The organism is Amycolatopsis sp. NPDC024027, from assembly GCF_040638975.1.
In the GTDB taxonomy this organism is placed as follows: Bacteria; Actinomycetota; Actinomycetes; order Mycobacteriales; family Pseudonocardiaceae; genus Amycolatopsis.
Genome location: NZ_JBEZYY010000015.1, coordinates 211,045 through 224,300 on the forward strand (window position 1 = coordinate 211,045; position 13,256 = coordinate 224,300).

At 72.1% G+C, this 13,256-nt stretch carries 9 protein-coding genes; 6 read left to right on the top strand and 3 right to left on the bottom strand.

Features of this window, described 5'->3' with window-relative positions; translation table 11 throughout:
* Window positions 1-542 precede the first annotated feature (542 nt).
* Window positions 543-1,199, bottom strand: a complete 657-nt coding sequence (locus AB0F52_RS32340) for a transcriptional regulator (protein WP_360179303.1) — start codon at window positions 1,197-1,199, stop codon at window positions 543-545.
* 212 nt (window positions 1,200-1,411) lie between these two features.
* Between AB0F52_RS32340 and AB0F52_RS32345 the strand changes: the two genes are divergently transcribed.
* Window positions 1,412-3,262, top strand: a complete 1,851-nt coding sequence (locus AB0F52_RS32345) for an AMP-binding protein (protein ID WP_360179305.1) — start codon at window positions 1,412-1,414, stop codon at window positions 3,260-3,262.
* Here AB0F52_RS32345 and AB0F52_RS32350 read toward each other — a convergent pair.
* Window positions 3,259-4,158: an SDR family oxidoreductase gene (locus tag AB0F52_RS32350; protein ID WP_103344343.1), complete on the bottom strand. Its 900-nt coding sequence runs from the start codon at window positions 4,156-4,158 to the stop codon at window positions 3,259-3,261. The two genes, AB0F52_RS32345 and AB0F52_RS32350, sit on opposite strands and share 4 nt — an antisense overlap.
* 335 nt (window positions 4,159-4,493) lie before the next feature.
* Between AB0F52_RS32350 and AB0F52_RS32355 the strand changes: the two genes are divergently transcribed.
* Window positions 4,494-5,708 carry an MFS transporter gene (locus AB0F52_RS32355; RefSeq protein ID WP_360179307.1) on the top strand — a complete coding sequence of 405 codons (1,215 nt, stop codon included), beginning with the start codon at window positions 4,494-4,496 and terminating at the stop codon, window positions 5,706-5,708.
* A gap of 283 nt (window positions 5,709-5,991) precedes the next feature.
* Window positions 5,992-7,434 (top strand): GGDEF domain-containing protein, encoded by a 1,443-nt coding sequence (locus tag AB0F52_RS32360; RefSeq protein WP_360179309.1) that lies wholly within the window; start codon window positions 5,992-5,994, stop codon window positions 7,432-7,434.
* Here the strand turns inward: AB0F52_RS32360 and AB0F52_RS32365 are convergent.
* Window positions 7,412-8,464, bottom strand: coding sequence for a hypothetical protein (locus AB0F52_RS32365; RefSeq protein ID WP_360179311.1), 1,053 nt, complete (start codon window positions 8,462-8,464; stop codon window positions 7,412-7,414). The two genes, AB0F52_RS32360 and AB0F52_RS32365, sit on opposite strands and share 23 nt — an antisense overlap.
* Window positions 8,465-8,629: 165 nt before the next feature.
* On the opposite strand from AB0F52_RS32365, the gene AB0F52_RS32370 reads away from it, so the two are divergent.
* The 3 genes from AB0F52_RS32370 to AB0F52_RS32380 all read left to right on the top strand — a co-directional run bounded on the left by AB0F52_RS32370 (window position 8,630) and on the right by AB0F52_RS32380 (window position 13,252).
* Window positions 8,630-10,783: a phospholipase gene (locus AB0F52_RS32370; protein ID WP_360179312.1), complete on the top strand. Its 2,154-nt coding sequence runs from the start codon at window positions 8,630-8,632 to the stop codon at window positions 10,781-10,783.
* A 144-nt stretch (window positions 10,784-10,927) separates the two neighbouring features.
* Window positions 10,928-12,601 (top strand): LCP family protein, encoded by a 1,674-nt coding sequence (locus tag AB0F52_RS32375; protein ID WP_360179314.1) that lies wholly within the window; start codon window positions 10,928-10,930, stop codon window positions 12,599-12,601.
* A 180-nt stretch (window positions 12,602-12,781) separates the two neighbouring features.
* Window positions 12,782-13,252, top strand: a complete 471-nt coding sequence (locus tag AB0F52_RS32380) for a helix-turn-helix domain-containing protein (protein ID WP_360179316.1) — start codon at window positions 12,782-12,784, stop codon at window positions 13,250-13,252.
* The last annotated feature ends 4 nt before the right edge of the window (window positions 13,253-13,256 follow it).

Below are 13,256 nucleotides of genomic sequence, written 5' to 3' on the forward strand. Positions count from 1 at the left end.
TCCGTTTTCCTTCCGGCAGTACATGGTTTCGGGTCGCCCGAGGCGTTCGACACCCGGATTCCGACCAGCCGGATCAACATCACCGTGGTCTGCTTCGCCCGCGACGACGTTAGGCAGCCCTCCAGGGCGCGTCAAGTCCGTGGCGAGAACGTGATCTTGGAACGGTGACCCGTCAACACTCGCTGCCTGCGCTTGGAAAGTCCACCACCGTAAGTCGTGACCTTCGTCGCAGGGCGACTTTCGTTCCCCGTACGGATGTGAGCACTGGGAGCGCTCCCGATCCCCGCCGCGCGTCCCGGCCGGCCCCTCTACGTACGACAGCACCGAATCGTTCGGTGACAAACATCACGGACCGGCACTCGCACCTCCGCGCACCGCCTTCGTCCGGAGTGGACAGCCCCGGAAACGCGAAATGCGCAGGATTGGCGAAACGCAGCCACGGATTCGCCGGATACCGAGCGAGAATTCCCGGTATTCCGCATCCGCGGTCGGTTGATCACGCTGCGGTGGCCCGGTACCGGTTCCGCGGCCGCGGCGGGCGCTCAGCCCGGGAACTCGTCGGCCAGCGTGTTCCAGAAGAGCAGCTCGTAGCTCTGGAACAGCCGCGCGCAGCGGTGCGCTTCGCGTTCGTCGAGCCGGCGGGCGTCGAGGCCGGCCTGGATCGCGGCGAGCGCTTGTTCTTCTATTTCCGGGACGTCCGCAGCGAAGAAGTCGAAGAACGCGCACTGCTCGCCGGTGAAGCCGTAGTGCTCCCGCATGCCGGCGGCGACGTCCCGGCAGTACCGGCCGAAGGCGGCGAAGTTGGCGAAGATCCCGGCCGCGGTCGCCGACGACTCGCCGTTCAGCGCGAGCCAGGCGACGTAGGCCGGGTAGACCTGGCAGCCGGCGCGGGGCAGTTCCCGCCCGTGGTCCGGACCAGTCGCCGCGAGCAACGCGTCGAGCATCCCGTTCGCCTGCTGCTCGCCCGGCGCGAGCCCGCCGAAGAAGGTGCGCGCGTTCGGTTCGTCGGCCCGGGCGGCCAGCGCGTGGAAGCTCCGCCAGTCGCTGAGCGTGATCAGCTTCTCCTCGGCGGCGAGCGCGGCGAACACGGCACGCGGGGCCCGGCCCGCGGCGATCAGCGGCACGAGCCGGTTGTCGCCGTCGCGCGGCGCGAGTTCCGCCTGGATCTCTTCGAGCAGCTTGCGCGCCGACCGCGTCATCGGTTCCCCCTGGAATCCGCCGTCCCTCGTGGAAGCAGTCACTCCATTGAAGCGCGGTCAAGGCGCGGACGCCCGTGTACACAGTGGACAGTGGTGGAGACCTGACCGCTATGTCCGGTTCGACGGCGACGCTTGACGTGGCCGCGATTCTCTATCCCCCTGCGCCGGGAGCCCCTACAGTGTGGCCATCCGGAGTACCGAGGAGGCCAGCGTTGACCACCCCGTCCGTCGCCGAGCAGACCGAAGGCCAGACGATCCCGCGGCTGCTGCACCGCAACGCGGTCGAGTACCCGGACCTGCCGGCGATCACCTCGCTCGACATCGAAGGACAGCCGACTTTGACGTGGGCGGAGTTCCGCACCGCGATCGCCGAGGTCTCCCGCGGGCTGGCCGGACTCGGGCTCGCCGCCGGTGACCGCATGCTGATCATGGCGCCCGGCTGCCCGGACCACATCGTCGCCGACCTCGCCGCGACGCACCTGTCCGCCATCCCCTGCACCGCCTACGCCACGCTCAGCCCGGACCAGATCCGGTTCGTCGCGCGGCACAGCGCGGCCCCGGTCGTGGTGCTCGGCGGGGAGAGCGAGCTGGCGCGCTGGCGGCCGGTGCTCGACGACCTGCCGGCACTGCGGCACGTCGTCGTCATGGACGAGACCGCGATCCCCGGCGGTGACGACCGGTTCGTTTCCCTCGCCGATCTGCGCGCCCGGGGCCGGGAAGCGCTTGCCGCCGACCCCGACGTCTTCGAACGGTCCTGGCAGGAGATCAAGCCGGACGACCCGCTGTCCATGATCTACACCTCCGGCACCACCGGTGACCCGAAGGGTGTCGTCCTTTCGCACCGCAACGCGATCCACCAGGCGTACGCGGTCACCGAGCTGCACCACCCGCCGATGCACGCGACGAACATCGCGTACCTGCCGCTGGCGCACATCGCCGAGCGCGAGCTGTCGATCTACCTGCCGATCGTCTGGGCGGGACACGTGCACACCCTCGCCGACCCGACGGGCGTCGTCGGCGCGCTCGGCAAGGTGCACCCGCAGAGCTTCTTCGGCGTCCCGCGCGTGTGGGAAAAGATGGTCGCCGGGCTCAAGAACATGCTCGGCGGCGTCCCGGAGGACAGGCGCACCGCGCTGCTGCAGGCGAACGAGCTGCTGCAGCAGGGCTACAAGCTGCGCAGCGCCGGGCAGCCGGTGCCCGCGGACCTGGCCGAGAAGATCCGGCAGGCCGACGAAGCCGCACTGGCGCCGGTGCGCGCCCTGCTCGGGCTCGACAAGGTGCTCGTCGCCTCCAGCGGCGCGGCCGCCATCCCGGTGGAGATCATCTACTTCCTGGCCGGGCTCGGCATCGAGATCTGCGAGGTCTGGGGCCTGTCCGAGACGACGGGCGCGGCGACGTCCAACTCCGCGGAGGCGTTCCGCGCGGGAACCGTCGGCAAGGCGGTCGAAGGCGTCGAGGTGAAGGTCGCCGAGGACGGCGAGCTGCTGGTGCGCGGGCCGATCGTCTTCCTGGGGTACCTCCAGGAAGACGGGACGATCCAGGACGCCACCGACGCGGACGGCTGGTACGCCACCGGCGACATCGGCACGATCGACGAAGACGGCTTCGTGACGATCACCGACCGCAAGAAGGAACTGATCATCACCTCGAGCGGCAAGAACATCGCGCCGACCCGCGTCGAGGGCCTGCTCAAGGAACACCCGCTGATCGGCCAGGCCGTCGCGATCGGCGACGACCGCCCGTACGTGACGGCGCTGATCGTGCTCGACGACGAGATCGCCCCCGGCTGGGCCGCGGCGAACGGCGTCGAAGCCGCCCCGGAGGACCTCGCGGACCACCCGGCCGTGCGGGCCGAGCTGGAGCGCGCGGTCGAGTCGGCCAACAGCAGGCTCGCGCGGATCGAGCAGATCAAGCGCTACCACGTGCTCCCGAAGGCGTGGACGCCCGAATCCGGCGAGCTGACCCCGACGCTCAAGCTCAAGCGCCGGGTCATCAACGACCGGTATTCGGCCGACATCGAGGCTCTCTACGCGGCGGTGCGCGAGCCCGCGGCGGGCGCCTAAGCGGTCCGGGGCGAGGTCGTCTCCGTCCACTTGCGCAGCCGCGGCGGGACGCGCTTCTCCAGGCCGTAGTTCTCCAGGTGGGCGGAGAAGACCTCGTCGAACGCCTTCTGCACGGTCTCGGTGTCCCACACCGGGCGCTCGAGGATCGGCTGCTTGAGGAACGGCTGGCCCATGACGTGCAGCTGCGGGCCGTTGCACCGGATCATCTGCCCGGTGATGCCGTCCGAACCCTCGCCGAGCAGGAACAGCACGACCGGCGCGATCCGCGACGGCGTGCGGTCCGGCGGGCAGGCGCGCAGGGAGCGTTCGGACTTCCACACCATCCGGGTGTGCGCGAGCGGGCAGACGGCGTTGACGCGGATCCCGACGTCCTCGAGGTCGAGGGCCCAGGAGTAGGTCAGGGACGCGACCGCGCCCTTGCTCGCCGCGTACACGCCGAGCTTGCGCTGACCGAGCGAAGCACCCGAGGAGATGTTGACGATCGAACCGCCGGTGCCCGCGTCGACCATCGCCTTGATCGCGGCCAGGCCGGTGTTCACCACGCCGAGGACGTTGACCGCGACGAGCTCCCGCGCCTGCTCGGCGTCGTCCTCCCAGGGCAGCGCCTCGTAGTTCAGCCCCGCGTTGTTGACCAGCCCGTCGATCCCGCCGAACTCCTTGACGCACAGGTCGACGATCTCCTGCGCCTCCCCCGCCTCGGCCACGCTGTGCCCGCTCGCGACGGCGCGGCCGCCGTGCGCCCGGATGGTGTCCGCCGTCCGCTCCGCCAGCTCGGCGTCGACGTCGTTGACCACCACTGCCCCGCCCGCGCGCGCGATGTGCACCGCGAACGCTTCGCCCAGGCCCCGGCCGGCGCCGGTGACCACGACCGCCTTGCCCTCCATCAACCCGTCCATCGCTTCTCCCCGATCTGCAGCGCCGGCGGCGCGCGGTCCGTCCACCCCGGCCGGCTCACTGTCCAGTCTTGGCCCATTCGGTCCAACGCGGCATCGGCGCGACGACGAGCGGCCGCCGCCTTGCGCCGAGCGAGTCCGGTTCGATCAGCCGGACGTACCGGTGGGCCGGTCACAAGGGGGTGACTGGCTCGCATTCAGGGGACATCGGCGCGTAACCGGCGGCATACTGTGGGTGCTTCCCGGTGGTAGGCCGTGACTCCCCCGGACGGCGTCGTCACCGGAGAGGCACAATGCGACGGTCCAGGTTCACTCGATCGGGGGACGGTGGTGACGAGGTGACAACGCGCGCGACACCCCGGCTCCGGGCCGTCCTGGCCAGCCGCGAGTTCCGCGCGCTGTGGTTCGCCGAGACGCAGTCGATGCTCGGCGACCAGCTGACCATCGTCGCGCTGGCCATCCTGACCTTCGACCGGACCGGGTCGCCGCTGCTGTCGGCCGTCGTCTACTCCCTGACGTTCCTGCCCGCGCTCGCCGGCGGGCTCGGCCTGTCCCAGCTCGCCGACCGGTTCCCCCGGCGCGCGGTGCTGGTGACCGGCTCGTTCGCCCAGGCCGTCCTGATCGGGCTGATGGCGCTGCCCGGGATGCCGATGGGCTGGCTGTTCGCGCTGTTCGTCCTCGCGAGGCTGGCGAACGCGCCCGGCAACGCCGCGCAGAACGCGCTCGGCCGCGAGGTCTTCGCCGACGACGACGTCTACCTGCAGAGCCAGGACCTGCGCGGGATCACGAACAACACCGCGATGCTGGCCGGCCTCGCCGTCGGCGGGCTGCTGGTGACCACGATCGGTACCTCGTGGGCGCTGGCGATCGACGCGCTGACGTTCCTGGTGGCCGCCGTCGCCGTGCGGCTGCTGGTGCTGCGCCGGCCCGCCGCGGGCGACGGTGGTGCCCCGTGGTTCGGCGCCGTCCGGCAGGTTTTCGGCGACGAACGGCTGCGGGTGCTGCTCTACCTGTCCTGGCTCGTCGGCCTGGCGGTGATCCCGGAGGGCCTCGCGGCGCCGCTCGCCGCGCAGCTGGGCGCGGGCGACCAGGCCGTCGGCTGGCTGCTGGCCGCCGATCCGCTGGGCTTCGTCGCCGGGACGTTCCTGCTGTCGCGGTTCGTCACGACCGAGCACCGCCGCAAGCTGCTCGGGGTGCTCGCCGCGCTGCCGCTGGCCGCGCTGGCGGCGTTCGCGCTGCGGCCGAACCTGGCGTTCGCCCTGATCCTGCTCGCGCTGGCCGGCGCGACGGGCGCGTACGTCATCACGGTGTCGGCCACGTTCATCACGTGGGTGCCGAACGACATCCGGGGCAGCGCGGGTGGCCTGTACCGGACCGGGCTGCGGGTCGCGCAGGGCGTGGGTGTCGGCGTGGGTGGGCTGGTCGCGCAGGCGCTGGGTTCCGCGCACACGACCATCGCGCTGGCGGGCGCGGTGGGACTGCTGCTGGCCGTGCCGGTGGCGTTCGCCTGGCGCCGGGTGGGCGGGGCGGAACCGCAACCGTGGCCGTCGTGAGCGCCAGGTGCCACCTCCGGGTACGGCCAAGATCATGAATGGCATTCGCGGACGTCACGGGTGACAATTCGAGGGCGGTTCAGAAGTCGCGGTTGCTCATGGGGCCACCTCCATGCGGGGAGAGTCTCGCAGAACCGTTTGCGCCGCGTTCCCGGCAGTTACTCCGGGGCCTTGGCCGATCCGTTGCTGTGGGATGGTACCCGGTTACGGAATGCGTGAACACTCTGCCAGGTACCGATGAGATTACTCAAGGCCGGGACTAGGCTGGAAAGGAGGTGACCAATTGCATCCAGGACCGGACGGGGACCCGGCCGCGCCGGGCGAACCGGGCGGCGACCAGGCGGCACGGGCGGCCGTGTCCCGAAACCACGGCACCGCGGAACCGGACGTGACCACAGGTACGCCCGCGACCACGACCAGTGGCGCGGCGGCGACCGCCCGGGTCCGCCACGCGTACTGGCCGGGCAACTGGGCGCTCTGGCGCCGCCGTCCGGTGCAGGTCGCCTTCATGCTGGCGGCCGAGGCCGTCGCGGTGGCCGTTCTCGCCGTGTCGTTCGCCCGCTCGCCGATTCCGTCCGGAAACGACTGGATCAATTTCGCGATTCTCGCCGCGGGTGCCACCGTCCACATTCAACTGACCCAGCGCCAGGAAGAACGGCGACGTAACCGGACCAAAACGGTACTGATCGACCTCACCGCGGTGTGGACGTTTTCCGCCGCGATGATACTGCCGGTACCGCTCATCCTTTTCGTCATTGCCGTCATCCGGCTGCAGCACTGGTTCATCGCGCGGCGACCGGCCCACAACTTCATATTTTCGTCCATCACGCACGGCCTCGCCGGCGCACTCGCCCACCTCACCTACACCGCACTCGGGCCGCACCTGCTCGGCCGGCCGGGGTGGGGTGACTTCCTCCGCGAGTCCGGCACCATCGTCGTCACCGGAGCCATCTACGAAGCGATCCAGATCGCGTACGTGGGCGGGGTCCTGCTGCTCGGATCCCCCGCCGGGCGCACGGTTCGTAACGTGCTGGGCAGCCCGGCCGACAACATGCTCGAAGCGATCACCATCGGCCTCGGCGCGGTGACCGCGATCCTGCTCGCCGCCGTCCCGCCGATGGTGGCGGTGATGGCCGTGGTCACCGTGGTCTTCAATCGCCTCGCGGAACTCGATCAGCTCCAGAACGACGTCCGGACGGACCCGAAAACGGGCATTCTCAACATGCGTGGCTGGTCGGAGGCGGCGGAACGGGCTCTTGAACGGACCGCTCGATCGGGTGATCAACTGGCGCTGCTGATGGTCGATCTGGACCACTTCAAGTGGATTAACGACACCTATGGACATCCGGCGGGCGACGATGTGTTGCGCACCGTTGCGCAAACGCTCGACGACGTGACCAGACCGAGCGACTTGGTCGGCCGTTTCGGCGGCGAGGAATTCCTCGTTCTGCTGCCGGACATCGGCGAAGAGGCGACGTGGGACGCCGCCGAGCGCATCCGCATCGCGATCGCCAAGCTGCACATGGTGACCACGGACAAGCGCGGCGACCCGGCGACCATCGCCGACCGCACGACGTCGATCGGCGTGGCCCGCCACCCCCGCCACGGGGACACCCTCGAGCGCCTCCTCCAGTCCGCCGACGCGGCGGTCTACCTGGCGAAGGAGAACGGCCGCGACCAGGTCTGCTTCGCCCCGGACACGGTCACGCCCCCAGCCGGACGGTGAGTTCGAGCTTGACGAGCACCTCGGCGCAGGTCCCGGCCGAGGCCGGGGCCAGCCGCACCCGCTCACCGCGGTAGCCGGCCGACTCGAGCCGCAGGACGCCCGCGCCGGGCGCGGGACGGGGGTGGCACCAGTGCCGGACGGTCCCGGTGCCGGCGTGGTCCCTGGCCAGCAGGAGGTACTCGTGGCCGAGGTCGTCGGCGACCCGGTCCAGGCCGTTCCACCACAGGGCGCGGAGGGTGAGGCCGTCGCCGTCGCGGAGGAGCTCGACGGGGGGATCGGCGTGGACGTCGACCCGGAAGCCGCGGTCGGTGACGCGGACCGAGCGGACGTGGAGGAAGGCGCTGCCGCCGGCCGGGGCGGAAGGAGGCGGTGAGCCGCGGTCACCCGGATCGGGCGTGCCTCCCCCACCGGCGCCCAGCGGCGGGCCGGCCGCGTCACCCGCACCGCCGCTCGGCGGCACGCCGACCGGCCCGGAGGCCGACGGCGGTGCACCCGCACCACCGTCCGGCCAGGGCAGCAGCACCTCACGGCCGCCCGTCCCGGCCTCCGCGCGCGGCAACAGCGCCGCCACCGCCAGCTCCGCCGCCAGCCGTCCGTCCTCTTCCCCGGGACGCTCCCGGGCCCCGCGCAGCTCTCCCGCCAGGATCCGGTACCCGAGCACGTCCGCCCAGGCCAGTGCCGCCGTCCGCAAGCCCGGCTCGGTGTGCAGCCGGTCGAGCAGCGGCCGCGCCTGCCGGACCTTGCCGAAAATGGCCGCCCGCACCAGGCGAGCTGCCTCCCGGCCACCTTCGTCCGCCGCGAAGAAGCCGGTCATCGCCCGGTCCAGCGCCCGCAGCTGAGCGGTCAGCACCGCCCGGGCGACCGGCCCGGGGTGGGCGCGGGCCAGCTCCGGCGGCGCGCAGTCGCGCAGCGCACCGGCCAGCACCCGCAGCTCCGGCGTGCGCGGTTCGCGCAGCCGGGCGCCGGGGGCGAGCCGGCGCAGTGCGCGCACGGTGTTCTCCGCGGGCACGGCGAGCTCGGTCGAGCGCACTGCTGCCTCCTGGTCGCCGCGCCCCCTGTCCCCAGTCTCACCAGGACGCACCCGCCGCGGTAGGGAAGAACGGGCAGCCGTCCGGGCAGCCTGCGGGAAACCGCCGGGGCAACCCTGCGGTTATCCCCATGTCGGCCGCCGAGCGGGGCTGGCACCCTTGAACCCATGCCGGCACCGACCGATTCGCCACGCACCCGCCGACCCTGGTCGACGTCCGGGTGGCTGCTGCTGGTCCTGCTGGTCGTCTTCGCGTTCGGGCTGATCGCCTCGCGCCCGCCAGCCCCGCCGGACCAGGGCCCGCCCACCGGTGACGTGCTGGCCGCGCAGAACGCCGTCGAGGCGCTGGTCCACCCCGGTCCGCACCCCGACGCGCTCGCCCGGCTGCCGAAGGACTTCACCGCGCTCAGCGGCGTCACCCCGGCCGCGCTGCCGGCCCGCGACGGCACGGTCCGCGCCGTGCACGTCGACGGCGGCTGCTCGACGCCGTGGGGCGACGACAACACGAAGTGGGATTACGCGGTGCCGTGCAAGGCCCACGACCTCGGCTACGACCTGCTCCGGTACGCCGACCGCAAGGGCCACCCGCTCGGCCCCGAGGTCCGGGAGGCCCTGGACGACCGCCTGTCCTACGACATGCACCACGCCTGCGACCTCAACCCGATGAACTCGGCGCTCACCTGCCGGGTCGTCGCCTCGTTCTACTCGGCCGGGCTGGTCGTCAACTCGTGGCACCAGCGCTGGGGCCCGCCGGTCGGCGACCCGATCGGCCCGATGGTCGCCGGGGTGCTGGTGATCGCCTGCCTGCTGGTCTTCCGGTTGCGCGGCTGGCTGCGGGCGCGCCGCGTGCCGCGGGCTCCCGTGTCCGCCGCCGCACCCGCGGAGGTCAGCCGGTGGGCCCTGCTCGGCGCCGGCGGGGTCGTCGTCCTGCTGCTCGGCGAGTCCATGACGGCGCTCGCCCACTGGGCCGGGGCGGCCGAGACGGCGCTGTGGCCGCTCACCTGGCTCGCCCAGCTCGCCCCGCTGATCTACTTCGCCGGCGGCCACGCCAACGCGGCCGGCTGGCGCGCCGAGCAGCAAGCCGGCGGCGGCTACCGCCACTACCTGGCCGAACGCGCGAGCCCGCTGCTGCGCCCGGCGTTGATCTTCGCGGTCGTCGCGCTGCTGACGCCGCTCGCGCTCGAACTGCTCGGCAGCCCGGCGGGGACAACGGCGACGGTGATGCGGATCGCGCTGCACCCGCTCTGGCTGCTCGGCGTCTACCTGCTGACGATCGTGTGCGCACCCCCGCTGCTGGCCCTGCACCGCCGGGCGCCGGTGCCCGCGGCCGCCGGGCTGCTCGCCCTGGTCGCCGGCGGCGAACTGGCCGCGAGCTGGTCCGGTTCGCCGCCGCCGCGCTACGCGGCGACGTTCGCCATCGCCCTGCTCGCCCAGCAGCTCGCCTTCGCGCACGCCGACGGCGTCCGCCCGGCGCGCCGGCTGCTCGCCGCGGCCGCCGCGGCCGGGGTCGCGGGCCTCGCCGGGGTGAGCGTCCTGCGGGACGGGCCGCCCGTCCTGCTCGGCAGCCCGGGCGCGCCCGCCGCGTTCTCCGCCCCGCCGTGGGGCGTGCTGCTGCTCGGCCTCGTCCAGCTGGGCGTCCTCGGGCTGCTGGCCCGCCCGCTCGCCCGGCTCGGCGACCGGCCGGGCGTCGCCCGCGCCTGCCGGCTGGTCCTGCGCGCGCCGATGAGCCTCTACCTGGCGTTCCTCGCCGCGATGCTGCTGCTGGTCGCCGTCGTGTACCTGCCCGGCCGGATCGCCGACGGGGTCAGCTGGCTGATCCGCCCGCGCACGCTGGTCGCGGTCGGGCTGCTCGCGGTGCCCGCCACGCTGGTCTTCTGGTGGTTCGAACGGCACACCCACGGCGTCCGGGAGCCGCGCGCGGCCGACCACCCCGGCCGCCGGACGGCGGTGCTCACCCGGGCCGCGGCCGGGCTCGGGATCGGCTACGCGACGCTGGGCGTGTTCGGTTTCGCGCTGACCCGCTTCGGCGGGGTCGCCGCCGACGCCGACCTGCTCGGCCTGCGGCTCGACCCGATCCAGAGCCTGGTGCACCTGCTGCTCGGGGTCTTCCTGCTGCACACGATCCGGATCGGGGCCGGCGCGGCGACCGGCACGTGGCTGGCCACGGCGCTGGCCTGCGCGCCGTCGCTGCTGTTCGCCGCCGACGGCAGCACGCCCGGCTTCCTCGGTGTCACGCTCCATGCGGTGACGGCCGCATTTGCCCTGCTGGCGGCGGCGGGGACGCTCATCCCGGTTCGACCGCCGGCGAACGTGACGTCCTGACCAGGCGAAACCATCGAACGTGCGGGAAACTGGGTGGCGCGGAGCACATTCGCAGGGGGATGTGTAACGCTACGGCAACCCGGGGGAGGCACCATGCGTCCATCCCTGAGCACCACCCGATCGATGGAGTGAGGAGTCGCGCGCGTGGATCACCCGCCTCGGAACGGGCAAGGCGGCCGTCGCCCCGCCCGGCCCTGGCAGGACGAGCCAGGCCGCGACGACGCACGGCGTGCCAACCCGGCGCGCCGCCCGGCACCGCGTCGCGAGCCGGCGGATGCCCGCCGTGCCGCTCCGCCGGCGTCCCGCCGTCCGCAGCCGCGCCCGGCCGCGCGCGCCGGCCGCAACTCCTTCCGCGGCGCGAAGATCGCGCTGACCGTCGTCTCGCTGCTGGTGATGGGCCTGACCGGGTACGCCTGGGCGGCCATGCAGGGCCTGGTCAACGGGCTCAACTACACGAACGTGATCAGCGACGGCGGCGGTGGCGAAAAGCCCGCCGACGGCGCCCGCGACATCCTGCTGGTCGGCCTCGACAGCCGCACCGACGCCCAGGGCAACCCGCTGCCGCGCGAGGTGCTCGACGAGCTGCGCGCCGGCGACGCCGACGGCGAGCTCAACACCGACTCGCTGATCTTCGTGCACATCCCCAACGACGGCAGCAAGGCCGTCGCGATCTCGCTGCCGCGGGACACCTACGTCGACATCCCCGGCGGCTACGGCAAGCACAAGATCAACTCGGCGTACGCGCGGGCGATGCTGACGGCCCGCAAGGACCTGCAGAAGAAGGGCGTCACCGACCCGAAGGAGCTCGACGTCCAGGCCAACCAGGCCGGGGCTCGCGAGCTGATCGACACCGTCCAGAACCTCACCGGGTCGACCATCGACAACTACGCCGCGGTGAACCTCCTCGGCTTCAGTGAGATCACCAAGGCCGTCGGCGGCGTCGACGTCTGCTTGAACAACAACGTCAAGGACGATTACTCCGGCGCGAACTTCACCAAGGGCCAGCACACGATCTCCGGCGTCGAAGCCCTCGAGTTCGTCCGGCAGCGCCACGGCCTGCCGAACGGCGACCTCGACCGCGTCGTGCGCCAGCAGGTGTTCATGGCCGGCATGGCGCGCAAGGTGCTCTCGGCCGGCACGCTGACCAACCCCGGCAAGCTCAACGATCTGATCGAGGCGATCAAGAAGTCGGTCGTGCTCAGCCAGCACTGGGACATCTTCGGGTTCGCCCAGCAGATGAAGGGCCTGACCGGCGGCCAGCTCGAGTTCCGCACCATCCCGGTGAAGAACATCGACTACAAGACCCCCGAAGACGGCTCGGCCATCCAGGTCGACCCCGCCGCGGTGAAGCAGTTCGTGCAGGGGCTGGCCGGGCCGCAGCCGGGCGAGCCGGCCCCGCCCGGCCAGCAGGCCGACCCGGCCAACAAGGCGACCACGGTCGACGTCCGGAACGCTTCCGGGCGCACCGGCCTCGCGGCGGGCGTCGCCAAGACCCTCGAAGGCAAGGGCTTCACGTCCGGCGAAACGTCCAACGCGACCTCGCGCAAGACCACCGTGATCTGGGTGCCGAAGGGCGGCAAGGACAAGGGCCAGGCCGTCGCGTCCGCCTTGGGCGGCTCGCCGACGATCCAAGAGGACAAGAGCGTGGCGGCCGGCCACGTGACGGTGTTCCTCGGCGCCGACTACCAGGGCACGACCTCCGACGCGAACTCGGGCGCCGGTGCGCCGGGAGCGACGTCGCAGGCCGCCACACCCCCGCCGGCCGGCGCCGACGAGGAAAAGCCGATCACCGCCGAGGGCGTTCCCTGCGTGAACTGAGCCGGTGAGCGAGCCGCCGTTAACCCATTCGGCCTAACTCGCGCAATCGGTATCAAAGACATGCCCGAAATCGCGTAAGGGCCGGGCGCCAGCGCACTTACATACACGTGAGGGTGCACCTGCACGGGAATCATCACGCCCGTGCGGGTGCCGTGGGAGCGCACGGCAGGGGACATTGATGTGCTGATCGACGCTGAGGAGTACCAGCGGATCCTCGGAGACGAGCTCCGCAAGCTCCGGCGCAGCCGAGGGTGGACGCGCAAGGAGCTGAACCAGCACTTGCAGAGCGAGATCTCGCTGCAGACGCTGGCCACCTACGAGCTGGGCACCAGACAGTGCTCCGTCGTGCGCCTGGTCGAGCTGTGCGTCGCGATGGACGAACTGCCCCAGGACCTGCTGGCCAAGGTGCACCGCCGGGTGTTCCTGGACGAGCCCGGGCGGGTCCGCGTCGACCTGCGCAAGGTCGTCGCCGACGCCCCGCCCGACCTGTGGCCGCTGCGCCGCTGGGCCGAGGACCGCCTGCGGCAGGCCGGCGAGCAGGGTGGCGGCGAGATCGCCCTCGACCTGCCCGCGCTCGAGCGGATGGCCGAGCTGTGCCGGATGCCGACCGTCGACCTGATCGCCCACCTCCGCCGCTACACCTCCCGCTGATCCC

Coding starts and splice junctions, on each gene's coding strand:
- AB0F52_RS32350 (WP_103344343.1), bottom strand. CDS start 4,158: ATGGACGGGTTGATGGAGGGCAAGGCGGTCGTGGTCACCGGCGCCGGC.
- AB0F52_RS32370 (WP_360179312.1), top strand. CDS start 8,630: ATGCCGGCACCGACCGATTCGCCACGCACCCGCCGACCCTGGTCGACG.
- AB0F52_RS32340 (WP_360179303.1), bottom strand. CDS start 1,199: ATGACGCGGTCGGCGCGCAAGCTGCTCGAAGAGATCCAGGCGGAACTC.